We start from the raw sequence: 25,263 nt of genomic DNA on the forward strand, positions 1-25,263 counted from the left end.
CGATCAGGCCCGCAGGCCTTCCATGTCACGGATGAGTTCGCTGGCGGAAATCGCATCGAGCTTGTTCAGCGTCTCGGCGTCGCGCATGTCGCCCCAGCCCGAAGGCTTGCCGACCTGCACCTGGCCCAGCGTCTGCTCGGGGTACTCGTCGACCATGCCGACGATGATGCCGGGGTCCAGGCTCAGCTCGATCACGCGGTTGGTGCCCAGCGGCTTGCTGAAGTACCAGATGCAGCCGGCGTCCTGCGCCTGCCCGCGGCGCCAGCCCTTGTTGGCCAGGCCGAGCACGCGGCCGGTGGGCACCTTGGCGTCTTTCCAGCGCTCCAGCTTCAGGCTCTTGAGTTCTTCTTCGGTCAGCGTGTAGACGTCGCGCCCGATCTGCGCAAAGGGCTGCAGCAGTTCGTAGTCGGCGAACACCTGGCCGAAGGCCGCGGCGTCGGCGGCCGGCAGCTCCAGCGCATGCGGCACGCCGATGCGCACGTTCGCGCCCTCGGGCAGCTCGAACGGATCGTCCTGCGCCGTGGTGCGGCTGCCGTCCTCGGCCACGCGGAAGCAAGCCTTCAGCGTGCCGCCGTAACTTGCCTCGCCTTCCACTTCGTACACGCCCCAGATCAGCCGCTGCACGATGTGGCGCACCAGCGGGTGCTCGACCAGGAAGATGCGGAACACCTCGGGCGTCCAGCGCCGGCGCGCGCACATCGCCACCTCCAGGCGCAGCAGCTGCTGGCTCGCGATGGTGCGCGCGTCCTTCTTGAGCAGCTTGAAGCGTTCGACCGCTTCCTTGCTCAGCTCGGCGTCGTCGGTCTTCTTGGGCTTGGGCAGGTCGGGCAGGCGCGCGCCGTCCACGCCGTCGGTGGTCTCGCGCACGTAGGGCTTGAGCGTTTCGTCGAAGCCCACCTTGAACGCGCGCGGGCCGAAGTCCAGCCGCATGGTGCCCTGCTCGTCCAGGCCGAGGTCGGGCGCGAGCCGGTCCTCGAGCTCCTCGGTGCTCAGGCCGCGCGCCTCGGCAATGGCGTCGATCTTCTCGCGCGCCTTGTCCTGCAGGCCCTTGAACTTGACCTTCTGCGCAATGCCGTTGAGCAGCATCAGCGCCACGTCGCTGCCGATGGCGGCCAGCACGTCCAGGCCGGTCACGGCGCGCGCATGGGCCGACTCGCCGGGCCAGGCGCGGATGAAGGGCGTGAGCTTGCGCGCGGTGTCGTCGTTGCCGAAGAAGCCCAGCGCGGGCAGCGACCAGCCGTCCTTGCTCGGGCCGCCGGCTTCGAGCCAGGCGGTGAAGGCGTCCCACGCGAACTCGGCCAGCGAGTCGGCGTCGCAGGTCTCCTTGACCACGGCGATGCCGCCATAGATCTCCTCGTTGGTGGGGAAGGTCAGCATCTGGCCGAGGTGGTCGAGCGCATCGTCGGGCAGGGCCTTGCCGTTGGCGAGCGTCGGGCGGCGCCAGCCGCGCGGCTGCCAGAACTCCGGCAGCTTGGCGCGCTTGGTGGGGAAGCGGTCGAGCGGGCTTTCGTCGAGCACCGCGCGCAGTGCCTCCACCACCTCGGGCTTGCCGTAGCGGCCGGCCACGTCGAGCAGCAGCGCCTCGTGGCCGTTGGCCTGCAGCAGGCGCAGGGCCGAGCCCGCGCAGTCGCGTGCCTCGCCGGCCTTGCCAAGCGCGGGCGCGATCAGGCCGCAGGCCGCGTGCTCCGGGTACTTCAGCAGCCAGGCGCGGCCTTCGGCGCGCAGCGTCTTGAGCTTGGCGAAGGCGCGCGCGGCGGGCACGGCCAGTTCGGCCGCGCCGTAGTTCAGCGCGTACTTGAGGTTCTCGGTGGGCTTGGAGCGCACCATGGCCACCAGGCCCGGCAGCACGGCCATGCCGTGCGTGGCCAGGATCAGGCCGATGTCGTCGCTCTCGGCTTCACCGGCCACGGCGTTCCAGAACGGCACGCCCACGGCGGCCGGCAGCAGCGCGCTGTAGCTCGCACGGAAGCTGAACCAGTAGTAGCGCTCCTTCTTGCGCTCGGCCACCATCGCGCGCCAGTCGGCAATCAGCGCGTCGGCGTTGCCGGCAGCCACGGCGGCGGCGGCAGACTTGGCGAACGGCAGCAGCGGCTTCTTGTCCTTGTCGAAGCCCAGTTCGTCGAGCAGCTCGCCGACGTCCTTGCGCGCGGCGGCGTGCCGGTTGACCTCCCACGAGTTCAGCCGCAGCGCGCTCTCGCGCTCGCCTTCGCCCCATTGCTCCACGGGCGCCAGCGCCAGCGGTTCCAGCAGCTGCACGGCGGCCGCCTTCTTCTGCACCTTGGCAAGCCAGGGCGGCGCGGCCAGCACGCCGGGCAGCTCGCTGGCCTCCGCCACTTCGGTGGGGCCGGCGAGCAGCGCGAGCAGGCGATCGATGGCCGCTTGCGCACCCGCGTCGAGCCAGGGGCGCAGCACCGGCAGCGACGCGCCGTGCGCACGCAGCAGGCGCGTGAGGCTGGGGGTGACGAGGTTGGCGTCCTTGCCGCCGCCCGCCACCAGCCGCGACAGCGCCGGAAGCGCCGCCATCGGCCAGCGGTCGACCGACAGCGCGAATCGCGACAGGGCACTTTTCGAGGTGCTCGCGACGCGGGCCAGCGCCAGCACCGCCTCGGGCGTGCCGATGCAGGCCAGCGCGTCGCCCGTGGCGTCGCCGGCGGCGCCGCGTTCGAGCACCGCCACGGCATCGACGCCGCGCTCCTGCACCAGCGTGCTGGTCATGGCGCTGTTGCCCCAGAAGCCGCTCGAATAGCTCAGCCGCACCTTCGCGGCGAGCGCGACGGCGTCGGGGTCGGTGGCGGTCAGTTGCAGCCAGTGCAGCGTCTCGGGCGCGTTCTTGTCGGCGGCCAGCGCATGCACGATCGCGTTGGAGATCTCGGGCGCATCGGGCAGCAGCATCGCCAGCGCGGCTTGCCGGCTCGGGTGCACCTTGGGCAGGCCGGCCTCGATGCGGTCGCGGCAGTCCTGCCAGACCTCGGGCGCGGCCAGCGCCAGCTGCGCGCGCAGCGCCTGTTCGCCTTCGCCGAGCGGGCCGTAGTAGCTGCTGCCCATCTGCCGCGTGACGTTGCTGCTGAAGGTGCTCTGGTGCTTCTTGGTGGCGCGGTCGTAGGCGGTCTGCACCTCGATCTGCTGCGCGTCCAGCGCCAGGTCGACGGTGCCAGGCAGTCCGTACTGCTTCACGAGGTACTGCACCAGCGCCTGCCCCATCTCGCTGCTGTTGTATTGGCCGCCGGTGGCCAGCGCGAACGCCAGCAGCACGGTGTCGGCCTCGGCGTCGGGCTGCGGAATGGGCTGGGCGCTGCGGTCGATCATGCGCTGCGTGGCCGCGCGCAGTCCGGCATCGGTGCCCGTCATGTTCACGTCGAGGTCGAGCTTGCGGCGCACCGGCAGCCAGGCCGCGGCCACGCTCACGGCCTCTTCGAGCGGCTTGGGCGGAAAGCGCCGCGAGGGGTAGGCCTCGCGCGCCATGTCGGGCGACAGCCGCACGGGCGTGCCCGCGGCGAGCCAGGGCGGGGTGTCGGCATCGGCCTGCGCCGTCAGGTCGGCGGCGCCAGCGGCCGAGCCGCCGGATGGCGTGGCCGGTGCCGTCGCGCCCAGCTCCCTGGCGATGGCCTGCGCGTTCTTCGGCGGCGTGCAGGTGGCGCCCCAGCCGTCCAGCAGGCCCGCGGACTTCAGCTGCTTGAAGGCCAGCGCCGCGCCTTGCTCGCTCACGCCGTGCTGGCGCTTCAGCGTGCCGGCGGAGAGCGTGTCCTTGAGGGTGAGGGCGCCGGCCTCGATCTGCGCGCGCACGGCTTCGAACACGCGGTCGGCCTGGCTGTCGATGCTTTCGGCGGGGCCTTCGGCGGCGGGTGCGGAGGCTCCGGTGTCCGATGCGTCCGCAGTGGTCGTTGCGGCAGGCGCGGCCGTCGTCTTTTCCTTTGCCTCGGCCTTCGGCTTCGCCTCGGTCTTGCCGATGGCCGTGCCGGCCGCCACGCCCACTTCGCTGTAGCCCTTGCCAGCCTTCTCGGTCGCCAGCTTGCCCAGCGCCGTGGTGGCCTTGGCGGCATCGGCGAACGACTTGGTCTGGCTCTGGCCCGCGGTGCCGATGCGGCCCCAGCGGATGTTGAGCTCGGTGTCCACCTGCTCGACTTCCCAGAACTTGCTGGCGGTTCCTTCGATCAGTTCAAAACGGCGCATGGAAAAAACGTCCTCCTGTGAATCGGCGACGCGCCCGTGCATGACGGCCGGGCGCTGGAAAAGGGGCGAATGAATGCGGGCGGCCGCGGCACACCGAAGGCCGAGGTCGCCGCCGAGAATAAAGACCCGATGTGAAAGCCGTACCGCTCAGCCACGCGAAGGCCTGGCCCCCGGTGGTGCTGAAAAAACAGGCGGTGCGGATGCATGAAATCTCATGCATCAATCATGCACTGTCGCTCGCGTGGCGCGAGGTAAGAAGAAGGTTTGAAAGCGCGCGGCGCAGGGCGGACGCAGGACGTCGCGCGAGGCTCAGCCGTGCGACGCGCCCGACTTCTCGCCGGCGAACGCATACGACGGGCCCATGCGCTGCCGCTTGCAATGGCGCAGCGCGCCGCCGGCCGATTCGAGCAGGCTGGCCAGCGTGTGGCCGTCGGCCGGATGGCAGGCGATGCCCATGCTGAGTTCGCCGCCCGCGAGCAGCCGGCCTTCGTAGGCCACGGGCGTGGCGCCCGCGGTCTCGATGCGGATGGCCATCTCCGCGAGCTTCTGCCGCGTGGGGCTGCCGGCCAGCAGGATCGCGAACTCGTCGTCGTCCAGGCGCGCCACCATGTCGTCCGCGCGCACCTGCTGGCGCAGGCGCAGCGCAATGGCGGCCAGCACCGCGTCACCGCCGGCGCGGCCGTGGCGCTCGTTCACGCGCTTGAAGCCGTTCAGGTCGACCCGCATCAGCGAGAACGGCCGGCCTTCGCGCAGCCATTCCTCGCCACGGCTCTCGAAGCCGGCGCGGCTGGTGGCGCCGGTGAGCACGTCGGTGCCCATGGCGCCCATGAGTTGCTGGTTGCGTGCCTCCAGCGCCTTCTCGGCATGCAACACGCCGCGGATGCGCGCGCCCACGGCCGCGGCCAGCAGCGCGAGTTCGGCGATCACGCCCAGCTCCGCGAAATTCAGTTGCCCCGGCGCGAGCGGCTGGTCGCTCCAGGCCGGCAGGTGCGTGACCGAGATGCCGGCCAGCAGCAGCACCGCGCTGGCGCAGAACAGCGCCACCGGCAACGGCATGCGCTTCGAGGCCAGCAACGCGCCTGCCACCAGCACCACGGTCGACGCCACCACCAGCGCCTGCACGGTGCGCAGCGTCGATGACAGCCGTGTGTCGAACGCGGCGTAGAGCGCGGTGAGGGCGAGCGCGGCGATCAGCAGCAGCGCGACCTTGTCCAGCCGCGGCGCGAAGTGCCGCATGCGCAGCAACTGCCGCGCGAACTGCAGCCGGCACGCGGCCCACAGCACCAGCGCCACGGCGGCCCAGTGCGCGAGCGGCTCGTCGGCCGCGAAGTTGTCCAGCCCCGCGAAGGCGGCGAGCGCGAAGCCGCAGGCCAGCACGTACCAGGCATGCACCAGCGTGCCGAACACCAGCAGGAACACGAGCCCGCAGACCATCAGGCCCAGGAGCGCGCCATGACCCAACGGAACCAGTGAACCCCATGCGCCGGTCATGGCTGGTGCCCCGCGGCGGGCTGGCAGGGGTGTCGGGGGCAGGAACAGGGGCGGGAACGAAGCGGCATCCGGGCGGGTCGGGACAAAGGCACGAGTGAAATTCGGGGTAACTGATCGTATCGCCGAAGCGGTCGCTCGCTATACGCTGCGTCTCAGAAGTCGGTCGCCCCAAAGGGTCAGTTGCGAAAGTGCGAAAGTGCGAAAGTGCGAAAAAGCAGGAAGCGAGAAAGTGCGCCGCCCGCTACACCGCGCCCACGCTGCCCGTCACCGGCAGCACGATGCCGGTGATGTAGCTCGCGCACGAAGGCGCGGCGAGGAACACATACGCAGGCGACAGCTCCTCGGGTTGCGCGGGCCGCTTCATGTCGGTCTGCTTGCCGAAGTCCTTCACCTTCGCGGCCGGCTTGTCGGCCGGGTTCAGCGGCGTCCACACCGGGCCCGGCGCTACCGCGTTCACGCGGATGCCCTTGTCCAGCAGGTTGCTGGCCAGCGCCTTGGTGAACGCATGGATCGCGCCCTTGGTGGTCGAGTAGTCGAGCAGTTGCGCGCTGCCTTCCAGGCCGGTGACCGAGCCGGTGTTGATGATCGAGCTGCCCTTGCGCAGGTGCGGCACGGCCGCGCGCGCCATCTGGAAGTAGCCATACACGTTGGTGCGCAACGTGAGGTCGAAGCGCTCGTCGCTGATGTCCTCGATCGATTCGGCGTGCAGCTGGAACGCCGCGTTGTTGACCAGCACGTCGAGCCGGCCGAAGGCCTTCACCGCCTTGTCGACCGCCTTCTTGCAGAACGCGGGCTTGCGAACGTCGCCCTTCACCAGCACGCAGCGCGCGCCTTCGGCCTCGACGTGGCGGCGGGTTTCGTCGGCGTCCTCGTCTTCGTCGAGGTAGACGATGGCCACGTCGGCGCCTTCGCGCGCATAGAGCACCGCCACGGCGCGCCCGATGCCCGAGTCGCCGCCGGTGATCAGCGCGGCCATGCCCTTGAGCTTGCCGCTGCCCTTGTAGTCGGGCGCCTCGAAGCGCGGGCGCAATGCCATGTCGGCTTCGTTGCCGGGCTTCTCGAGGTGTTGGGCGGGCAGGGGCGCCTGCGGCTGGTTCCTGGGGCCGGCCTGCACCGGCGTTTTCTTCGCGGGCGCCTGCTTGGGCCCGGGCTTGGGTTTGCTGGCGGCCTTCGTGTCCTTCGCGTCCTGCGTGCGTTGCACGGTGCGGTGGCGGGCGGCGGTGCGGGCGGTGGTCATGGGCGCGTTCTCCTGTGTCGCGTGTTGCTGCTGCGTCGGAGCGCTCACCGTAAAGCGCTTGCCCATGGCAGGCGTAGGAAGGCGTCGCGACCGGGCGCCCGCCGTGTCGGGCGCTGTCGCGCTCTCTCGTTCCTCTCTCGTTCTCTTTCAACGGCTGACGACGCCTGCCTACGCGCCGCGGCGCGCGCGTGGGCGACAAACGCAGCGCCATGCCCACGCACAAGAACGACGCCCACCAGCACACGCCCGGGAAGCACCCCTCCATCGGCGAGCTGACCCACCGCAACATCGAGGCCATCCTCTGCCTCGAGGAAGGCAACCGCCGCTCCAAGCCGATGCTCTACCGCGTGGTCGCGCGCATGTCGCGCTTCTGCGGCACGGTGGCCTTCCTGTGGTGGAACCTGGGCTTCTTCGCGCTGTGGATCGGGGTGAACCAGTGGGTGTGGAAGGTCGACCCGTACCCCTTCACCTTCCTGCTGTTCCTGGTGTCGATCGAGGCGATCGTGCTGGCCATCATGATCCTCATCAGCCAGAACATGTCCGACGAGGAGAACGAGCGGCGGCACCACCTGGACCTGCAGATCAACCTGCTCAACGAGCGCGAGATGACCGCCTTGCTGCGCCTGGTGACGCGCATGGCCGAGAAGATGGAGCTGCCGCCGGACTCGCACGACGAGGTCAAGGCGCTGGCCCAGCGCACCGACCCGAGCAAGGTGCTGCACCAGATCGTCGCGGCCGAAGCCGCGCACAAGGGTGACTGAAGGCGGCCGGCCCGCAGGCGGTTTCTCTAGAACTCCGCCCCTTCGACCAGGAAGCGCAGGCGGCGCACGCCCTGCCACTCGTCGGCATCGAGACGGAACGCGAGCTTGACCTTCGGCGGCAGCGGGTCGGTGTGGCTGAACCAGATCGCGTCGATCGGCTGCCCCTGGTGGCGCAGCTTGAGCGCCAGGTGCTTCTCGCCCACCAGCCGCTGCGACACCACCTCGACCTCTTCGCTGAAGGTCGGCGGCGCGAAGCCCTGGCCCCACACCTCCTTGTGCAGCGTGTCGACGAGGTCGATGCGCATGTACTCGCGCGAGATCGGCCCGTCGGTCTCGATCTGGCGCGTGAGCGCGGCCTCGGCCAGCCACTCGCGCGCGACCTGCGCAAAGCCCTTCTCGAAGGTCTCGAAGTGCTCGCGCGCCACGGTGCAGCCGGCCGCCATCGCGTGGCCGCCGAAGCGCAGCAGCACGCCCGGATGGCGCTTGGCCACCAGGTCGAGCGCATCGCGCAGGTGGAAGCCCGGAATGGAGCGGCCCGAGCCCTTGAGCTCCTGCTCCTTGCCCGGCGCGCCGCTGGCGGCGAAGACGAAGGTGGGGCGGTGGAAGCGGTCCTTGATGCGCGAGGCCACGATGCCCACCACGCCTTCGTGGAAGCCCGCGTCGAACACGCTGATGGCCGGCGGCGGGGCGGCGATGCCTTCGACCGTGTCGTCGGCCGAGAACAGCGACTCGGCCAGCAGCAGCGCCTGGTCGCGCATGCCGCCCTCGATGTCGCGCCGCTCGCGGTTGATGCCGTCGAGCATGCGCGCGAGTTCGTCGGCGCGGCCCGCGTCGTCGGTCAGCAGGCACTCGATGCCCAGCGTCATGTCGGCCAGCCGGCCGGCCGCGTTGATGCGCGGGCCCAGGGCAAAGCCGAAGTCGAAGGTGGTGGCCGCCGACGCGGTGCGGCCCGCGGCCTTGAAGAGCGCGGCCACGCCCGCGGGCATGAAGCCGGCGCGGATGCGGCGCAGGCCCTGCGCCACCAGGCGGCGGTTGTTGGCGTCGAGCTTCACCACGTCGGCCACCGTGCCGAGCGCGACCAGCGGCAGCAGCGCATCGAGCTTGGGCTGCGAGGCGGTGTCGAACACGCCGCGCTTGCGCAGCTCGGAGCGCAGCGCCAGCAGCACATAGAACATCACGCCCACGCCGGCGATGCTCTTGCTCTCGAATTCGCAGCCGGGCTGGTTCGGGTTGACCAGCACGTCGGCCGTGGGCAGCTCGGGGCCGGGCAGGTGATGGTCGGTCACCAGCACCTGCAGGCCTCGCGCCTTGGCGGCGGCCACGCCGTCGACGCTGGCGATGCCGTTGTCCACGGTGATCAGCATGTCGGCGCCGCTCGCAGCCACGCGCTCGGCAATGGGCGGCGTGAGGCCGTAGCCATCGACCACGCGGTCGGGCACGAGGTAGGCCACGTTCTTCGCGCCCAGCAGCCGCAGGCCGCGCACGCCGACCGCGCAGGCGGTGGCGCCGTCGCAGTCGTAGTCGGCCACGATGCACAGGCGCTTGTCCTGCGCGATGGCGTCGGCCAGCAGCACGGCGGCGTCGTGCGTGCCGCGCAGGGTGTCGGGCGTCAGCAGGCGCGCGAGGCCGTCGTCGAGTTCTTCCTTGGCGCGCACGCCGCGGGCGGCGAACAGGCGCGCCAGCAGCGGATGCACGCCGGCCTGTTCCAGCGCCCACACGGTGCGCGGCGGGATCTCGCGGGCTATGATTTTCATAGCGACTCCAGCACGACGGACGCGCGCTTGCGGTCGAACAGGCTCTTGGCCCAGCGCGCCAGGCCGCGCGGCTGCACGGTGTAGCGCTGCGCTGCGCGGTCGCCGCACAGGGTGAGCGACACGTTGGCGCCGCGCGTGTAGTCGGCCAGCAGCGAGGCGACCGGGCCGGCGTCGAGCGCCCGCCAGGCTTCGGCCCAGCCCACGCCGTCGTCGCGCAGCGCGGGCGTGCGCAGCGCGTCGGCCACCTCGGGTTCGGGGCTCGGCGCGGCCGGTGCCTGCTTCAGCGCGCCGGTGCCGCTGAGCCAGAAGGAATTGATGGGCGGCACGCCGCGCGCGGCGCGGTCGTCGTTCACGCGCTCGGTGTACAGCAGCATCTGCATCTCGTTCTGCAGGCGGCGCAACGGCCGCGCGGCATCGGCCAGCGGCGACCACTGCGAAATGGGATAGCCCACGGCGCGGTCGATCGAGGCCGTGACCAGCCCGTCGAAGATGCGCGCGCGCGCCAGCCAGCGGCCGGGCACGGGCGAGGGGTGCAGCGCAATGCCGTCTTCCTCGAAGAAGGGCCGGGCCACGGCCAGCAGCGCGGCCGACTCGGCCGCGTCGATCTCGATGGCCGACGGGTCGCCCAGCGCCACGTCGTCGATGCCCACCTGCCAGTTGCACAGCGTCACCACGCCCCAGCCTTCGGCGTCGTCCCGCGCGGCAATGCCCAGCGTGCGTGCCTCGAGCGCGGCCCAGGGAATGCAGCCGTCGGCGGCAGCGATGCCCAGTGCCTGCGCGAGCGCGCGTTCGTGCGGCGGCGAGCGGGTGCTTTCGTCCTGCGTGTCGGTGTCGGCGAGCGTCAGGCGCAGCAGCAGGGTTTCGAGATTGGGGAGCCGAAGTGCCGGCAGTGCCGCACGGCATGCCGGGGAACCGCGGCCGGCAAAAGGGATCAACAGGTGACGTGGGAGGGTTTCGGCCATCTCCCTATTGTCCGGGAAGCCTCAAGGGAATCCGGGATGCCACAATTCCGACCCTATGCGACTCCCCTATGAACTGCAACTCGGCTGGCGCTATACGCGCGCAGGCCGGGCGACGCGGCGCAACGGCTTCATCTCCTTCATCTCCGGTGTCTCGATGCTCGGCATCGCCCTGGGCGTGGCGGCGCTGATCATTGTGCTCAGTGTGATGAACGGCTTCCAGAAAGAGGTGCGCGACCGCATGCTCGGCGTGGTGTCGCACATCGAGATCTTCTCGCGCGACGGGCAGGCGCTGCCGCAGCTCGACGAGATCATGGCCGCGGCGCGCAAGCACCCCGAGGTGGTCGGCGCGGCGCCCTTCATCAACACGCAGGCGCTCATCGCGCGCGGCGAGGACATGAAGGGCACGCTGGTGCGCGGCATCGAGCCCCAGCTCGAACCCGAGGTGACCGACATCAACGGCATCGCTTCCAAGGGCACCTTCGACAAGCTGGTGCCGGGGCAGTTCGGCATCGTGCTGGGCGCCGAACTGGCGCGCTCGCTGTTCGTGCAGCCGGGCGACCAGGTCACGCTGGTGGCACCGGGCGGACAGGTCACGCCGGCCGGCGTGGTGCCGCGGCTGAAGCAGTTCACCGTGGTCGGCACCTTCGACTCGGGCCACTACGAATACGACTCCGCGCTGGCCATGGTGCACGAGCAGGACGCCGCCAAGGTGTTCCGCCTCGAAGGCCCGACCGGCATCCGCCTGAAGCTCAAGGACCTCAACGAGGCGCGCGACGTGGCCGACCAGCTGGCCGTGAGCCTGCCGGGCTCGTTCCTCATCCGCGACTGGACGCGCCAGAACAAGACCTGGTTCGCGGCCGTGCAGGTCGAGAAACGCATGATGTTCATCATCCTCACGCTGATCGTGGCCGTGGCCGCGTTCAACCTGGTCTCCACGCTGGTGATGACCGTGACCGACAAGCGCGCCGACATCGCCATCCTGCGCACGCTGGGCAGTTCGCCGCGCAGCATCATGGGCATCTTCGTGGTGCAGGGCGCGATGGTGGGCGTGATCGGCACCGTGGCCGGCCTGCTGCTGGGCCTGGGCATCGCCTACAACATCGACGTGATCGTGCCCTTCCTCGAGCAGCTGTTCCATGCGAGCTTCCTGCCGAAGGACATCTACCTGATCAGCAAGATGCCGAGCGATCCGCAGCAAAGCGACATCGTGCCGATCGCGATCATTTCCCTGGTGCTGGCTTTCGTCGCCACGCTGTACCCGAGCTGGCGCGCCAGCCGCGTGAACCCGGCCGAGGCCCTGCGCTATGAGTGAACAAGCCCCCACGCTCGGCACTGACGTGTCCTCGCTGCCCCCCGAGGGGGCCGCCATCGGCTTGGGGCGGCCCGGCGCCAATGGTGTCGTTCTGAAGGCCCGCGGACTGACCAAGCGGTTCCACGAAGGCCGGCTCGACCTGACCGTGCTGCACGGTGTCGACCTCGACGTGCACGCCGGCGAAACGCTGGCCATCGTCGGCGCCTCGGGTTCCGGCAAGAGCACGCTGCTGCACCTCATGGGCGGCCTCGACGCGCCCACGGCCGGCAAGGTCGAGCTGCTGGGCAAGGACATCGCGCACGCCGACGCGGCGGAGCAGGGGCGGCTGCGCAACCAGCACCTGGGCTTCGTCTACCAGTTCCATCACCTGCTGCCCGAGTTCAGCGCGCTCGACAACGTGGCCATGCCGCTGAAGATCCGGCGCGTGGAGCCGGCCACGGCGGCGCAGTCGGCCTCGAAAATCCTCGAGAGCGTGGGCCTGGGCCAGCGCCTGCATCACCGGCCGGCGGAACTGTCGGGCGGCGAGCGCCAGCGCGTGGCGATCGCGCGCGCGCTGGTGACGCAGCCGGCCTGCGTGCTGGCCGATGAGCCGACAGGCAACCTCGACCGCGGCACGGCGGACAACGTGTTCGCGCTGATGCTCGATCTGGCGAAGCGGCACGGCACGGCGTTCGTGATGGTCACGCATGACCAGGACCTGGCGAAGCGGTGCGATCGGGTGTTGCAGCTGGTGGCGGGCCGCCTGGCCGGCTGAGCTTCTTGACTTGCTCCCTCCCCTTCCGGGGGAGGGCCGGGGTGGGGGCTCGCGGCCTCCAACGCCATGCAGCCTTGAAGGCCGCGCTGCCCCCATCCCAACCTTCCCCCAGAGGCGGAAGGAGCTAATACAGCAGAGCCGCTGCCGGTTCTTCGTCTGCCTGCCTTGCATCGAGCGGCAGCACGCACAGGACTTTCCCGCCCAGCGTCAGCACCAGCCCGAGCCTGCCGCCGATCTGCATGACCTGGCAAACGGCACGCGGCGCGGCATCCTTGGCGATCGCAGCCGGCATCGCAACAGCCCGCGTCGGCGGTTGCCTCAGCATCGCGAACAGCACACGCGCATCGCACTCGGCCAACGCCTGCCGGTACACGTGAAAGACCGCCTCCGATGCGCCGTCGTTCTCGCCCGTGTCCTGCCGCAACCGCAACAGCGCCCGATGCAACTGCTGCCGGCACGCCGCTTCCGTCTTCCCGCTGGCCGCTGCAATCTCCTTGAAGCTCGCTTCGAACACTTCGCGCAACAACACCGCGGCGCCATCGGCGGGCGACAGCCTCGCCGCCAGCAGGCGCAGCGCATTGCGGGCCGATTGCGCTGCCGCCGCGTCGTCCTGCGCGGAGGGCGACTCGCCAGGCACGGCCTGCGCCGTGGCGTCGTGCAGCCAGCGCTGCATCCAGTGGGCGCGCCGCAGCCGGTCGATGGCGATGTGCTGCATCACCGTGGTGAGCCAGGCCTGCGCAGCGTCCGGCGCGGCGCGGTCGCCGGCCTCCAGCGCGCGCAGGTAGGTGTCCTGCACCACGTCCTCGGCCTCCGCGGGGCCGCCCAGCATGCGGGCTGCCGCGCGCACCAGCCGGGCGCGCAGGGCGGGGAATTGCGAGAGATAGTGTTCGTCGAGCATCGCCACAGCTTGCCACGGCGCGCAATGTCACGAAACTGTGGGCTTGTTCGTCAAGACAGTTCAACCACAGGAGCTTTCTTCATGTCCCCCCTGCCCATGTTCTCGATGGAGTCCGACGACGACACCAAGCCCGCGGCCACCGCCGAACCGCGCAACTCCTACCTGGAAGAAAAGGCGTTCAAGTCGCGCACGCTGCTGATCTTCGGCAGCATCAGCGATTCGGTGGCCGCCGACGTGACGCGCCGGCTCATCGCACTGGACGCCGACAGCGCCGACAAGCCCATCGACATCCTCGTGAGCTCGCCGGGCGGGCACCTGGAGTCGGGCGATGCCATCCACGACATCGTGCGCTTCATCAGCGCGCCGGTGAACATGATCGGCACCGGCTGGGTGGGCAGCGCCGCCACGCACCTGTTCCTGGCCGCGCCGCGCGAGCGCCGCGTGTGCCTGCCCAACACGCGCTTCCTGATTCACCAGCCCAGCGGCGGCGCGGGCGGGCAGGCGACCGACATCGCCATTCAGGCGCAGGAAATCATCAAGGCCCGCCAGCGCATCGCACACGAGATTGCGCGCGAGACCGGCAAGCCCATCGACGTGGTGCTGGCCGACATCGAGCGCGACCGCTGGCTGTCGGCCGAGGAGGCCGTCGAGTACGGGCTGGTCTCGCGCATCATCCAGCGCAAGACCGAGCTGCACCCCTGACCGGGCTCGATCAGGCCTTGGGCTTGTAGGCCACCACGTCGACCTCGACCTTGGCGTCGACCATCAGGCGCGCCTCGGTGGTCGAGCGTGCCGGCTTGTTCTCGCCGAAGTAGCTCATGTAGATGCGGTTGAAGGCACCAAAGTCGCGCGCGTCCTGCAACCAGACGGTGCTCTTGCACACGTCGTCGAGCGTGGCGCCGGCCAGCGCGAGCACGGTCTTCAGGTTTTCCATCACCTGGCGCGTCTGCGCCTCGATGCCGCCCACCACGATCTCGCCGTCCTTGTTCGCCGGCACCTGGCCCGACACGTAGATGAAGTCGCCGGCGCGCACGGCCGGGGAGAAGGGGCGCACCTGGCGGTCGGAAGCGAGGGGCGGGGCGCCGAGGTATTCGAGGGGCATGGGAGAACTCCTTGGGGGTGAAAGAAAGCGAATGGAAGTGGAGCGGAAACTCGCCGCGAGTATCCCTCCAATCTGAAAATCTATTTCAGAATAACCCCTGATTAGGGGTTAACACGGATGATTTGGCATGGATAGTGCTTCAAAGTCCGGGCCAGAAAGAAAATTTCTTTCACCACCCGCCCACCTCAAGCGCCCGCCCCAAGAAGGAGTTCCCCATGCCTCACGTCGGTTCTGCCCCGCGCCTCGCCTTGCCCCGCCTGCCCCTGCTGTCCAGGCGCAGCCTGCTCGGCGCCTCCTTGCTCGCGATGCTGTGCGCCGCGCTGCCGCAACAGCAGGCCCACGCGCAGGGCCCGCGCAACTTCGCCACGCTGGCGATGGTGGCCGAACCGCAGACGCTCGACCCGATGGCCTCCACCGCCGACCTGGTCGGAACCATCATGCAGCACGTGTACGAGACGCTCTACACCTTCGACGCCAAGTGGAACGTGGTGCCGATGCTGGCCGAAGGCATGCCGAAGATCTCGGCCGACGGCAAGACCTACGCCATCACCCTGCGCAAGGGCGTGATGCTGCACAACGGCCGCGAGCTCACCGCCGACGACGTGGTCGCCAGCCTGCAGCGCTGGATGGACCAGTCGCCGCGCGGCAAGGCCGTGGGCAAGGAAATCGACAGCCTCAAGGCCAAGGGCCCGCTGGCAATCGAAGTCGTGCTCAAGGAACCCTATGCGCCGCTGCTCTCGCAGCTCGCGCTGCCCAGCGGCATGGCCGCCATCATGGCCAAGGACTCGATCGCCTCGCCGCTGAAGGACTTCGTGGGCACCGGCCCCTACAAGTTCAAGGAGCGCCGCCCCGACCAGTTCGTGCTGCTCACGCGCTTCGACAAGTACGCCGCGCGCAAGGAACCCGCGAGCGGCTACGGCGGCAAGCGCGAAGCGGCCATCGAGGAGCTGCGCTTCGTGCCCGTGCCCAACGCCAGCACGCGCGTCGAAGGCGCGCTGGCCGGCCAGTACGACTTTGCCGACCTGCTGCCGGTGGAAGCGCTGCCGCGCCTGGAGAAGTCGGGCGGCAAGACCGTGCCGATCATGACGCCGTCGTTCGGCTTCCCCTACCTCGTGCTCAACACCAAGGAAGGCGTGGCCGCCAGCCAGCCGGTGCGCCAGGCGATCCAGATGGCGCTCGGCGAAGGCGAGATGCTCGCGGCCGGCTTCGGCGACACGCGCTTCTTCGTGGCCGAGGGCAACCACTTCCCCAAGGGCTCGCCGTTCTATTCGGCGGCCGGCGCCGACCAGTACAACCAGCGCAACGCCGCCAAGGCGAAGGAAGCCGCCGCCAAGGCCGGCTACAAGGGCGAGCCCATTCGCGTGCTCACCAGCCGCCAGTACGACTTCCACTACAACATGGCGCTGCTGATGGCCGAGCAGCTCAAGCGCGCCGGCTTCAAGGTCGACCTCAACGTGGTCGACTGGGCCACGCTGGTGCAGCGCCGCAACGACGCCAAGCTGTGGGACGTCTACGTCACGCATTCGGGCCAGTTCCCCGAGCCCATGCTCTCGCCGCCGCAGCTCGGCGACGGCGCGCCCGGCTGGTGGGACACGCCCGCCAAGAAGACCGCGCTGCAGGCCTTCAACGTCGAGAGCGACCCTGCCAAGCGCGGCGCGCTGTGGGGCAAGGTGCAGCAGGTGGTCTACGACGAAGTGCCGTACATCAACGTCGGCAAGTTCAACGGCCTGTCGGCCAGGAGCCCGGCGCTGGACAACTACACGCCCGCGACCTGGCCGTTCTTCTGGAACGCGAAGATCAAGTAAGCCCGGAACAGCCGCCATGCCATCGCGTCGCCAACTTCTGCAAGCCAGCGCACTGGCCTCCGGCCTCGGAGCCCTCGGCCTCACGGCCGCATCAGCACAGGCCGCCCGCCACGCCGCGAGCGGCCCTGTATATGCCTACGTCGGCACCTACAGCGACGGCGGCAAGCCGTGGCGCGGCGGCCGTGGCCTGGGCGTGCACCAGTTCGCGCTCGACGGCGCCACCGGTGCGCTCAGGCCCATCGCCGGCGCACCGGCGGCCGTGGCCAGCGCGGGGGAGGGCGCGAAGCTGCGCAACCCCGCGTCGCTGGCGCGCCACCCGAAGCTGCCCATGCTCTATGCGGCCAACGAGTTCGAGGCCGGCTCGGTCTCGGCCTTTCGCATCGGCGCGGACGGCGCGCTGTCGTTCGCGGCCGAAGTGCCCTGCGGCGGCAAGGACCCGGCCTGCATCAGCGTGCACCCCGAAGGCCGCTTCCTGTTCACCGCCAACTACGCGAGCGGCGACGTCAGCGTGATCGCGCTGCGCGCCGACGGCATGCCCGACGCCGGCACCGCCGCCGTCGTCTACAAGGACGTGGACGCCTGCGGTGCCGGCACGCCCTGCAAGCCCGGCGCCGACGTGGTGCCCGCGGCCGCGCGTTCGCACGAAGGCTTTGCCACCAGCGACCACGATGGCCCGCACGCGCACATGGTGCACGCCGACCCGAAGGGCAACTTCGTGCTGGTGGCCGACCTGGGGCTCGACCGCGTCATCTCCTACCGCTTCGACCGCATCACCGGCGTGCTGAGCCAGCCCAGCACGGTGGCCGTGTCCGAAAGCTCGGGTGCGCGGCACTTCGTGTTCCACCCGAACGGCAAGTGGCTGTACCTGGTGAACGAAGAGGCATCGACCATCGCCTTCATGCGCTACGACGACGCCACCGGTGTGCTCACATTGGTGAGCGAGACCTCGGCGCTGCCCAAGGACTTCAAGGGCACCAGCTACGCATCGGGCATCCGCATGCTGCCCGACGGCCGGCACTTCGTGTCGCTCAACCGCCTGCACGACTCCATTTCGCTGTTCAGGATCGACGCCCGCACCGGCGCGCCCACGCTGGTGCGCGAGGAATGGTCGCGCGGCAACTACCCGCGCAGCTGCACGCTCGACCCGAGCGGCCGCTTCCTCTATGTGTGCCACAACAAGCAGGGCGACAACGTGACGGTGTTCCGCGTGAAAGGCGGCGACATTCAATTCACCGGCCAGTACGTGCCCGTGGGCAGTGCGGCCGCCATCGAGTTCTCCGCGTGATGAAGAAGTCGATGCTCCGCTATATCGCCTCCCGCGCGGCCGGCATGCTGGTCGTGCTGGCCATCGTGGCCGTGCTGGTCTTCGTGCTCACGCGCGCGGCCTCGGGCGACCCGGTCTCGGTGCTGCTGGGCGACCAGGCCACCGCCGCCGACATCGCCCGCGTGCAGAAGGAATACGGCCTGGACAAGCCGCTGCCCGTGCAGTTCGGCTACTGGCTGCGCGAGGTGCTGCAGGGCAACCTGGGCACCTCCATCTTCCTGCAGCGCCCGGTGACGCAGGCGCTGTGGGAGCGCTCCGAGCCCACCACGCTGCTCGCGCTGATGGCCGTGGCCATCGCCGCGCTCATCGGCGTGCCGTGCGGCATCGTGTCGGCCGTGTTCCGCGGGCGCGTGGTCGATCAACTCTTCACCGGCATCGCGATGCTGGGCGCCAGCATTCCGAGCTTCTGGCTGGGCATCGTGCTGATCCAGATCTTCGCGGTGTCCTTCGGCTGGTTCCCGGTGTCGGGCTACGGCGCGCCCGACGCGGCGCTGGCCGAGCGGCTGCATGCGCTGGTGCTGCCGGCCGCCGTGCTGGGCCTCTTGAACTCCGCGCTCATCATCCGCTTCACGCGCGCCTCGATGCTCGACGTGCTCGGCGAGGACTACGTGCGCACCGCGCGCTCCAAGGGCCTGAGCGAAAGCACGGTGGTGCTCAAGCACGCGCTGCGCAATGCGCTGGTGCCCATCGTCACGGTGATCGGCCTCACGGTCGCGCTGATGATCGGCGGCGCCGTCATCACCGAGACCGTGTTCGGACTGCCCGGCGTGGGCAACCTGGTGGTCAGTGCCGTGCTGCGGCGCGACTACCCGGTCATTCAAGGTGCGTTGCTCGTGATTGCCGCGATCTATGTGCTCATCAATTTCTCGATCGACCTGCTGTACGCAGTGGTCGATCCGCGTGTGAAGGTCTGAGCGATGCGCATGCCTCGAATGCTCCGCCAGCTGATGCATCGCCGCATCGTGATGGTTTCCGCCCTGGTGCTGCTGGTGATCGCCATCATGGCGATCGGCGCACCGCTGTTCGCCTCCGCCGACCCCAACGACACGGCCGTGCTGCAACGCCTGAAGGCGCCGAGCGCCGAGCACCTGCTGGGCACCGACGAGCTGGGCCGCGACATGTATTCGCGCATCGTGCACGGCGCGCGCTACTCGCTGGCCATTGCCGCGCTCACGGCGCTGGGCGCGGTCATCGCCGGCACGGCGCTGGGCCTGATGGCCGGCTTCTTTCGCCGGCTCGACACGCCGCTGATGCGCGTGGTCGACGCGATGATGTCCTTCCCCGACATCCTGCTGGCGATTGCGCTGGTGGCGATCCTCGGGCCGTCGTTGTTGAACACGGTGCTGGCGTTGGTGCTGGTCTACACACCGCGCGTGGCGCGGGTGGTGCGGGCCTCCACGCTGGTGGTGCGCGAGCTGCTGTTCGTGGAAGCGGTGCGCGCGCTGGGCGTGCGCACCTCGCGCATCCTGTGGCGCCACATCCTGCCGAACCTGATGTCGCCGATCCTGGTGCAGGTGTCGTTCATCTTCGCGTACGCCATCCTGGCGGAAGCGGGGCTGTCGTTCCTGGGCGTGGGCGTGCCGCCCGAGATCCCGACCTGGGGCACCATGGTCGCGGGCAGCCAGCAGTACGCGCACCAGGCCTTCTGGGTGGTGCTGTTCCCGGGCCTGGCGATCATCTTCACGGCGCTGTCGCTGCAACTGCTGGGCGACGGCGTGCGCGACCTGCTCGACCCCAAGCTCAAGAAGACCTCGTGATGAACAACGCCAATCAAGCCCCGCGTCTCACGGTCAGCAACCTGAGCACCAGCTTCCCCACCGAAGACGGCCTGGTGCGTTCGGTGGCCGACGTGAGCTTCTCGATCCAGCCGGGCAAGACCACCGCGCTGGTGGGCGAGTCGGGTTCCGGCAAGTCGGTCACCAGCCTCACGCTGATGCGCCTCTTGCCCAAGACCGCGAACGCACAGGTCAGCGGCAGCGCGGCCTTCGTGACACGCGAAGGCAAGACGCTCGACCTGCTTCAGATTGGCGAGCGCGAGATGCGCTCGCTGCGCGGCAACCAGCTGTCGATGATCTTCCAGGAGCCGATGACCAGCCTGAACCCGGTGTTCACCATCGGCGAGCAGATCGCGGAAAGCGTGCGCCTGCACAAGGGGCTCGACCGCAAGGCGGCCATGGCGCATGCGCTGCGCATGCTCGAACTGGTGGAGATCCCGGCCGCGGCGCAACGCATCCACGAGTACCCGCACCAGCTGTCGGGCGGCATGCGCCAGCGCGTGATGATCGCGCTGGCCATGGCCTGCGACCCGACGCTGCTGATCGCCGACGAGCCCACCACCGCGCTCGACGTGACCATCCAGGCGCAGATCCTCGAGCTCATGCGCCGGCTGCAGGCCGAGACCGGCATGAGCATTCTCTTCATCACGCACAACCTCGGCGTGGTCGCGCACCATGCCGACGACGTGGTGGTGCTGTATGCGGGCCGCGTGGTCGAGAGCGCGCCGGTGCGGCCGCTGTTCGCGCAGCCCGAGCATCCGTACACGCAGGGCCTGCTGGCCTGCCTGCCGGGCAAGGCACGCCTGCCCGGCCAGCCCAAGCCCAAGCGCCTGTTCGCGATTCGCGGCCAGGTGTCGAGCCCGCTGGCGCCGCCGCCGGGCTGCGCGTTCGAGCCGCGCTGCGACCAGTCGCTGCCCGAATGCAGCGCGGCGATGCCGCCGCTGATCGAGACGCACCACGGCCGCGAGGCCCGCTGTGTTCGTGTGCAACCGGTGCAGGCGCAGGCGCAGGCGAGGGTCGCATGAGGTGCCCCCCGTCCCCGCCTTGCCCCCTCTCCCGCGTGCGGGAGAGGGTTGGGGTGAGGGTGCCCCCCGCTGCCCTCGCAAGCACCCTCATTCCCCGCCTTCTCCCGCACGCGGGAAAAGGCGCCAATACAAGAAACCCACGATGACCACCGCCGCCCCTCTCATCGAAGTCCGCGGACTCAAGAAGTACTTCGGCAGCAGCGACCGCCCGGTGCGCGCGGTCGACGACGTGTCGTTCGCCATCCAGCCCGGCGAGACGCTGGGGCTGGTCGGCGAATCGGGCTCGGGCAAGAGCACCATCGGGCGCACCGTGCTGCGCCTGCTCGAACGCACGAGCGGCCAGGTGCTGTACCGCGGCGACGACATCGGCGCGCTGTCGGGGGAGCGCATGCGCAAGCTGCGCAGCAAGCTGCAGATCATTTTCCAGGACCCCTACGCCAGCCTCAACCCGAAGATGCGCATCAGCGCCATCCTTGGCGAGGCGCTGTCCACGCACGGCCTGCACAAGGGCGCGGCCGCGCGCGACAAGCGCATTGCCGAGCTGCTCGAGACGGTGGGCCTGCGCGCCGAGCACGCGAGCCGCTTCCCGCACGAGTTCTCGGGCGGGCAGCGCCAGCGCATCGGCGTGGCGCGTGCGCTGGCCGTGGAGCCCGAGTTCATCGTGGCGGACGAGCCGCTGTCGGCGCTCGACGTGTCCATCCAGTCGCAGGTCATCAACCTGCTGGCCGACCTGCGCGAACGGCTGGGCCTGACGATGCTCTTCATCTCGCACGACCTCGACGTGGTCGAGTACCTGTGCGACCGCGTGGTGGTGCTGTACCTGGGCAAGGTGATGGAAGTGGCCACCACCGACGAGCTGTTCGCGCGCCCCTCGCACCCCTACACCCAGGCGCTGCTGGCCGCGAGCCCGAAGCCCGACCCCGAGGTGGCGACCGAGCGCATCGCGCTGAAGGGCGACATTCCAAGCCCCATCTCGCCGCCTTCGGGCTGCGTGTTCCGCACGCGCTGCCCGCACGCCATCGAGGCCTGCGCGCAGACCGTGCCGCCGCTCGACGAAATTTCGGCAGGACACTACAGCGCCTGCATCCGCAAAGAACTGCTCTCCAACATCGCCGCATGACCATGACCGACACAGCCGCTGCCTCCAGTGCCTTGAACGATTTCAACGATCCGATCCTCAGCGACCGCTTCAAGGGCTACCCGCGCACCCAGGCCCCGCGCCGCCGCAGCGAAGTCGGCACCGCCGGATGGAACGTGCTGGCCGGCGACCTGCCGCTGCCGCTGGCCGTGCTCAAGCGCGAGGCGCTCGAACACAACCTGGCGTGGATGCAGGCGCGCGTGCGCGAGTGGGGCATCGACCTGGCGCCGCACGGCAAGACCACCATGTCGCCGCAGCTGTTCCAGCGCCAGCTCGACGCCGGCGCCTGGGGCCTCACCTTTGCCACCGTGACGCAACTGGCCGTGGGCGTGGCGGCCGGCGCGCGCCGCACGCTCATCGCCAACCAGGTGGTGAGCGACGAAGACCTGGGCGGCATCCAGATGCTGCTGAAGGCGAACGCGGGCCTGCGCATCGTGTTCCTGGTGGATTCGCTGTCGCAGCTCGCGCTGATCGAAGACTGGGCAGCGCGCCATGCCGGCAGCGTGTCCTTCGAGGTGATGCTGGAGATCGGCGTCGAAGGCGCGCGCACCGGCTGCCGTACGCACGAAGAGGCCGTCACGCTGGCCACGGGGCTGCGCGCCAGCAGCGCCGTGAAGCTGGTCGGCATCGAGACCTACGAAGGGCAGGGCGCCACCGGCGCCAGCGAGCCCGACGCGGCCTATGCGAAGACGCTGATGGACCGCGTGGAAGCCGTGGCCCGCCATTGCGACACGCAGAAGCTGTTCGAGACCGACGAGGTGCTGGTCTCTGCCGGCGGCTCGGCCATCTTCGACCTCGTGGCCGGTCGGCTGAAGCCCGCGCTGGGCACGCCGGTGCGCGGCCTGCTGCGCTCGGGCTGCTACGTCACGCACGACCATGGCTTCTACAAGCGCATGGTGAGCGTGGTCGACGAGCGGCTGGGCTGCGACTGCGGCGAAAGCCTGGTGCCGGCGATGGAAGTCTGGGCCACGGTGCAATCGCGTCCCGAGCCGGGCCTGGCGATCCTCGCGGTGGGCAAGCGCGACATCTCCTTCGACCTGTCGCTGCCGGTGCCCATCGCGCGCGCCGCGCGTGGCGCGCTGCAGCCGCAGGGCGTGCCCGCCGGCTGGAAGATCACCGCGCTGAACGACCAGCACGCCTACCTGCGCTGGGACGCGAGCGAGGAGGCCGAGGCGCCGAAGGTCGGCGACCGCGTGGGCCTGGGCATCTCGCACCCCTGCACCACCTTCGACAAATGGCACTGGATGCCGGTGGTCGAGCAGGACTACCGCGTGAGCGACGCCGTCGCCATGCACTTCTGAACACGCACCGATGACCCCCTCATTGCTCCAGAAGATCGCGCAGATCCGCAGCGACGCCCCGGCGACGCGGCGCGCGATTCTCGACCTGATCCTCGAGGACCCCGACCGCGTGCTCGAGGAAAGCTTCGAGCAGCTGGCCGAGCGCTCGCGCAGTTCGGTGCCCACCATCATGCGCACCTGCCGCGACCTCGGCTTTGCCGGTCTGCGCGAGTTCAAGCTCGCGCTGGCGCAGGAACTGGCGCTGGGCGGCTCGCCGCTGCACCGCCGCGTGAACATCGAGGACGCGGCCGACGAGGTGGTCGGCAAGATCGCGCGCAGCGCGGCGGCTTCGGTGTCGGGCGTTCGCGGGCAGCTCGACATGCAGGTGCTCGACGGCGCGGTAGCGGCCATCGCGGCGGCGCCGCACGTGGACCTGTATGGCGCTGGCGCCACCTCGTGGTTCATGGCCAACGACCTGCAGGCGCGGCTCTTTCGCCTCGGCCTGTCGGCCAACGCCTGGGCCGACTACCACCTGCAGCAGGTGGCCGGCGCGGCGCAGCGCCCCGGCGGCGTGGTGATCGCCATCTCGCACGTGGGCGGCATGCCTTCGCTGCTCGACGCGGTGGACATCGCGCGCGGGCAGGGCGCCAAGGTAATCGCGCTCACGCGGCCCGGCACGGCGCTGGCGGCCAAGGCCGACTTTCTGCTCGGCCTGTCGGTGCCCGACGACGCGGTGATGCACGTGGGCATCGACGCCTACCTGACGCACCTCACCGCCATCGAGATCCTGACCGTGCTGGTGGCCCAGCGCCGCGGCGAGCCCGCGGTGCAGCGCCTGCAGCGCGCGCGCGAGGCGTTCCAGCGACACGGCATCGACGCCACCACGCACCCGCTGCAGAGCTGGGACGGCGGCGGCATCAACCACAGCAAGGGAGCCGCATCGTGAGTGCGACCGCAAGCAAAGCCATCCTGCTCGAAGCGGGCCTCGTGGTCGACGGTTCGGGCGGCCCCTCGTGGCCCGGCGACGTGCTGCTGCAGGGCGACCGCATCGTCGCGCTGGGCGAGGGCCTGCGTGCCCGGCTGCCCGACGGCCTGGCGCTGGCCGACGTCGAGGTCGTCGACTGCCGCGCCAAGGTCATCGCGCCGGGCTTCATCGACGCGCACACGCACGACGACGCCATCGTGCTGCGCGACCCGCTGTGCCTGCCCAAGGTGTCGCAGGGCATCACCACGGTGGTGACGGGCAACTGCGGCATTTCGCTCGCGCCGTACCGCACGCCGCAGTCGAAGCCGCCGCTCACGCTGCTGGGCGCGGAGTCTTTCAAGCACGCGACCATGGCCGAGTACCGCGCCGCGGTCGACGCCACGCAGCCCGCGCTGAACGTGGCGGCGCTCATCGGCCACACCACGCTGCGCTTCGCGACCATGCAGGCGCTCGACCGCCCGGCCAGCGCCGACGAGCTCGCGCGCATGGAGGCGCTGCTCGACAGCTGCATGGCCGACGGGGCGCACGGCATGTCGTCGGGCCTGTTCTACGAAGAAGCCTTTGCCGCGCCCGCCGAAGAGGTGACGGCGCTGGCGCGCGTGGTGGCGCGCCACGGCGGCGTGTACGCCACGCACCTGCGCAGCGAGATGCAGCAGATCATCGAGGCGCTGCACGAGGCGGGCGACTCGGCCTTCAACGCGGGCGTGCCGCTGGTCATCTCGCACCACAAGTGCGCCGGCCCGGCCAACTGGGGCCGCACGAAGGAGACCCTGCCGCTGATCGAGTCGCTGGCCCGGCGCCAGAAGATCGCGATGGACGTGTACCCCTACGTGGCCGGCTCCACCGTGCTGCGCGAGGACCTGGTCGACGGCGTGATCGACGTGCTGCTGACCTGGTCCGACCCGCACCCGGAGATGACGGGCCGGCTCATTTCCGACATCGCGCGCGAGTGGGGTACCACCGAGCAGGAGGCCTGCCTGCGGCTGAAGCCGGGCGGCGCCTGCTATTTCCAGATGCAGGAAGAAGACGTGGAACGCGTCATTGCGCACCCGCTCACCATGATCGGCAGCGACGGCCTGCCGCACGACCGCCATCCGCACCCGCGGCTGTGGGGCGCGTTTCCGCGTGTCTTTGCGCGCTACTGGCGCCAACGCCGCCTGTTCACGCTCGAACAGGCGGTGCACAAGATGACCGGCATGACCGCGCGCAACCTGCGCATCGCCGACCGCGGCCTGCTGCGCGCGGGCGCCATGGCCGACGTGGTGGTGTTCGACCCCGAGACCATCGCCGACACCGCCACCTACGACCAGCCGCACGGCGTGAGCGAGGGCGTGGAGCGGGTGTTCGTGAACGGCGTGCTGGCCTACCGCGGGGGCGGCGACGAACCCGCGCGGGTGCTGGCGAGGGCGGGGCGGATGCTCACGCGCGGCGCCTGAAATGCCGGGCGGTGCCTCCGTCGTATCGGCTTGGATATAACCCTTCGACTTCTA

The 25,263-nt window shown here is 70.0% G+C and carries 20 protein-coding genes; 13 read left to right on the forward strand and 7 right to left on the reverse strand.

All coding sequences use genetic code 11. The features are described from left to right. Positions 1-3: 3 nt before the first annotated feature. The 3 genes from BM004_RS02850 to BM004_RS02860 form a co-directional block, all read right to left on the reverse strand. Positions 4-4,170 (reverse strand): WGR and DUF4132 domain-containing protein, encoded by a 4,167-nt coding sequence (locus BM004_RS02850; protein ID WP_093211159.1) that lies wholly within the window; start codon positions 4,168-4,170, stop codon positions 4-6. Positions 4,171-4,479: 309 nt separating this feature from the next. After that, entirely contained in the window at positions 4,480-5,661 is a 1,182-nt protein-coding gene (locus BM004_RS02855; protein WP_093211161.1) for a GGDEF domain-containing protein, read from the reverse strand. A gap of 241 nt (positions 5,662-5,902) precedes the next feature. Continuing rightward, positions 5,903-6,898, reverse strand: a complete 996-nt coding sequence (locus BM004_RS02860; protein WP_218152667.1) for an SDR family oxidoreductase — start codon at positions 6,896-6,898, stop codon at positions 5,903-5,905. Positions 6,899-7,107: 209 nt separating this feature from the next. Here BM004_RS02860 and BM004_RS02865 point away from each other — a divergent pair, with 209 nt between their 5' ends. Next, positions 7,108-7,659, forward strand: coding sequence for a DUF1003 domain-containing protein (locus BM004_RS02865; protein WP_143072399.1), 552 nt, complete (start codon positions 7,108-7,110; stop codon positions 7,657-7,659). 26 nt (positions 7,660-7,685) lie between these two features. On the opposite strand, the gene recJ is transcribed toward BM004_RS02865, so the two are convergent. Both recJ and BM004_RS02875 read right to left on the reverse strand, forming a co-directional pair. After that, complete coding sequence (recJ, locus tag BM004_RS02870; protein ID WP_093211167.1) at positions 7,686-9,413, reverse strand: single-stranded-DNA-specific exonuclease RecJ; 1,728 nt, start codon at positions 9,411-9,413, stop codon at positions 7,686-7,688. After that, positions 9,410-10,375 carry a hypothetical protein gene (locus BM004_RS02875; protein WP_093211169.1) on the reverse strand — a complete coding sequence of 322 codons (966 nt, stop codon included), beginning with the start codon at positions 10,373-10,375 and terminating at the stop codon, positions 9,410-9,412. The genes recJ and BM004_RS02875 overlap by 4 nt, the downstream gene beginning before the upstream one ends. A gap of 55 nt (positions 10,376-10,430) precedes the next feature. Here BM004_RS02875 and BM004_RS02880 point away from each other — a divergent pair, with 55 nt between their 5' ends. Beyond that, a complete protein-coding gene (locus BM004_RS02880) occupies positions 10,431-11,687 on the forward strand; it encodes a lipoprotein-releasing ABC transporter permease subunit (RefSeq protein ID WP_093123427.1) in 1,257 nt (418 codons plus the stop codon). Next, positions 11,680-12,441, forward strand: a complete 762-nt coding sequence (gene lolD, locus BM004_RS02885) for a lipoprotein-releasing ABC transporter ATP-binding protein LolD (protein WP_256219763.1) — start codon at positions 11,680-11,682, stop codon at positions 12,439-12,441. Before BM004_RS02880 ends, lolD begins: the two co-directional genes overlap by 8 nt. A gap of 124 nt (positions 12,442-12,565) precedes the next feature. On the opposite strand, the gene BM004_RS02890 is transcribed toward lolD, so the two are convergent. Next, positions 12,566-13,339, reverse strand: a complete 774-nt coding sequence (locus BM004_RS02890; protein WP_093211173.1) for a sigma-70 family RNA polymerase sigma factor — start codon at positions 13,337-13,339, stop codon at positions 12,566-12,568. A gap of 105 nt (positions 13,340-13,444) precedes the next feature. Here BM004_RS02890 and BM004_RS02895 point away from each other — a divergent pair, with 105 nt between their 5' ends. Further along, entirely contained in the window at positions 13,445-14,041 is a 597-nt protein-coding gene (locus BM004_RS02895; RefSeq protein ID WP_093125093.1) for an ATP-dependent Clp protease proteolytic subunit, read from the forward strand. 10 nt (positions 14,042-14,051) lie between these two features. Here BM004_RS02895 and BM004_RS02900 read toward each other — a convergent pair whose 3' ends face one another. Further along, positions 14,052-14,441 (reverse strand): RidA family protein, encoded by a 390-nt coding sequence (locus BM004_RS02900; RefSeq protein ID WP_093123432.1) that lies wholly within the window; start codon positions 14,439-14,441, stop codon positions 14,052-14,054. Positions 14,442-14,656: 215 nt separating this feature from the next. Here BM004_RS02900 and BM004_RS02905 point away from each other — a divergent pair, with 215 nt between their 5' ends. The 9 genes from BM004_RS02905 (at position 14,657) to BM004_RS02945 (ending at position 25,209) form a co-directional block, all read left to right on the forward strand. After that, positions 14,657-16,246 (forward strand): ABC transporter substrate-binding protein, encoded by a 1,590-nt coding sequence (locus tag BM004_RS02905; RefSeq protein WP_093211175.1) that lies wholly within the window; start codon positions 14,657-14,659, stop codon positions 16,244-16,246. Between the two features lie 16 nt (positions 16,247-16,262). Next, positions 16,263-17,531 (forward strand): lactonase family protein, encoded by a 1,269-nt coding sequence (locus tag BM004_RS02910; protein ID WP_093211177.1) that lies wholly within the window; start codon positions 16,263-16,265, stop codon positions 17,529-17,531. Between the two features lie 11 nt (positions 17,532-17,542). Further along, the gene (locus tag BM004_RS02915; protein WP_093211979.1) at positions 17,543-18,484 is read left to right on the forward strand and encodes an ABC transporter permease; all 942 of its coding nucleotides are present in this window, start codon (positions 17,543-17,545) and stop codon (positions 18,482-18,484) included. 3 nt (positions 18,485-18,487) lie between these two features. Then, the gene (locus BM004_RS02920; protein ID WP_093211179.1) at positions 18,488-19,327 is read left to right on the forward strand and encodes an ABC transporter permease; all 840 of its coding nucleotides are present in this window, start codon (positions 18,488-18,490) and stop codon (positions 19,325-19,327) included. Then, entirely contained in the window at positions 19,327-20,370 is a 1,044-nt protein-coding gene (locus BM004_RS02925) for an ABC transporter ATP-binding protein (RefSeq protein WP_093211180.1), read from the forward strand. Before BM004_RS02920 ends, BM004_RS02925 begins: the two co-directional genes overlap by 1 nt. A gap of 142 nt (positions 20,371-20,512) precedes the next feature. Continuing rightward, positions 20,513-21,490, forward strand: a complete 978-nt coding sequence (locus BM004_RS02930) for an ABC transporter ATP-binding protein (RefSeq protein ID WP_093211182.1) — start codon at positions 20,513-20,515, stop codon at positions 21,488-21,490. A 2-nt stretch (positions 21,491-21,492) separates the two neighbouring features. Then, the gene (locus BM004_RS02935) at positions 21,493-22,809 is read left to right on the forward strand and encodes an amino acid deaminase (RefSeq protein WP_093211981.1); all 1,317 of its coding nucleotides are present in this window, start codon (positions 21,493-21,495) and stop codon (positions 22,807-22,809) included. 10 nt (positions 22,810-22,819) lie between these two features. Continuing rightward, on the forward strand, positions 22,820-23,734 hold the full coding sequence (locus BM004_RS02940) for a MurR/RpiR family transcriptional regulator (RefSeq protein WP_093123451.1): 915 nt from the start codon (positions 22,820-22,822) through the stop codon (positions 23,732-23,734). Continuing rightward, positions 23,731-25,209, forward strand: coding sequence for an N-acyl-D-amino-acid deacylase family protein (locus BM004_RS02945; RefSeq protein ID WP_093123453.1), 1,479 nt, complete (start codon positions 23,731-23,733; stop codon positions 25,207-25,209). The genes BM004_RS02940 and BM004_RS02945 overlap by 4 nt, the downstream gene beginning before the upstream one ends. Positions 25,210-25,263: the final 54 nt, after the last annotated feature.

Origin of the sequence: Variovorax sp. OK212, assembly GCF_900112425.1 — a bacterium.
Taxonomy (GTDB): domain Bacteria; phylum Pseudomonadota; class Gammaproteobacteria; order Burkholderiales; family Burkholderiaceae_C; genus Variovorax.

Excerpts from the sequence above, each read along its gene's own strand:
- BM004_RS02865 (WP_143072399.1), top strand. The coding sequence starts at position 7,108 with ATGCCCACGCACAAGAACGACGCCCACCAGCACACGCCCGGGAAGCAC.
- BM004_RS02875 (WP_093211169.1), bottom strand. The coding sequence starts at position 10,375 with ATGGCCGAAACCCTCCCACGTCACCTGTTGATCCCTTTTGCCGGCCGC.
- BM004_RS02935 (WP_093211981.1), top strand. The coding sequence starts at position 21,493 with ATGACCGACACAGCCGCTGCCTCCAGTGCCTTGAACGATTTCAACGAT.
- BM004_RS02855 (WP_093211161.1), bottom strand. The coding sequence starts at position 5,661 with ATGACCGGCGCATGGGGTTCACTGGTTCCGTTGGGTCATGGCGCGCTC.
- lolD (WP_256219763.1), top strand. The coding sequence starts at position 11,680 with ATGAGTGAACAAGCCCCCACGCTCGGCACTGACGTGTCCTCGCTGCCC.
- BM004_RS02910 (WP_093211177.1), top strand. The coding sequence starts at position 16,263 with ATGCCATCGCGTCGCCAACTTCTGCAAGCCAGCGCACTGGCCTCCGGC.
- recJ (WP_093211167.1), bottom strand. The coding sequence starts at position 9,413 with ATGAAAATCATAGCCCGCGAGATCCCGCCGCGCACCGTGTGGGCGCTG.
- BM004_RS02860 (WP_218152667.1), bottom strand. The coding sequence starts at position 6,898 with ATGACCACCGCCCGCACCGCCGCCCGCCACCGCACCGTGCAACGCACG.
- BM004_RS02905 (WP_093211175.1), top strand. The coding sequence starts at position 14,657 with ATGCCTCACGTCGGTTCTGCCCCGCGCCTCGCCTTGCCCCGCCTGCCC.
- BM004_RS02890 (WP_093211173.1), bottom strand. The coding sequence starts at position 13,339 with ATGCTCGACGAACACTATCTCTCGCAATTCCCCGCCCTGCGCGCCCGG.
- BM004_RS02930 (WP_093211182.1), top strand. The coding sequence starts at position 20,513 with ATGACCACCGCCGCCCCTCTCATCGAAGTCCGCGGACTCAAGAAGTAC.
- BM004_RS02920 (WP_093211179.1), top strand. The coding sequence starts at position 18,488 with ATGCGCATGCCTCGAATGCTCCGCCAGCTGATGCATCGCCGCATCGTG.
- BM004_RS02880 (WP_093123427.1), top strand. The coding sequence starts at position 10,431 with ATGCGACTCCCCTATGAACTGCAACTCGGCTGGCGCTATACGCGCGCA.
- BM004_RS02925 (WP_093211180.1), top strand. The coding sequence starts at position 19,327 with ATGAACAACGCCAATCAAGCCCCGCGTCTCACGGTCAGCAACCTGAGC.
- BM004_RS02940 (WP_093123451.1), top strand. The coding sequence starts at position 22,820 with ATGACCCCCTCATTGCTCCAGAAGATCGCGCAGATCCGCAGCGACGCC.
- BM004_RS02850 (WP_093211159.1), bottom strand. The coding sequence starts at position 4,170 with ATGCGCCGTTTTGAACTGATCGAAGGAACCGCCAGCAAGTTCTGGGAA.
- BM004_RS02895 (WP_093125093.1), top strand. The coding sequence starts at position 13,445 with ATGGAGTCCGACGACGACACCAAGCCCGCGGCCACCGCCGAACCGCGC.
- BM004_RS02915 (WP_093211979.1), top strand. The coding sequence starts at position 17,543 with ATGCTCCGCTATATCGCCTCCCGCGCGGCCGGCATGCTGGTCGTGCTG.
- BM004_RS02900 (WP_093123432.1), bottom strand. The coding sequence starts at position 14,441 with ATGCCCCTCGAATACCTCGGCGCCCCGCCCCTCGCTTCCGACCGCCAG.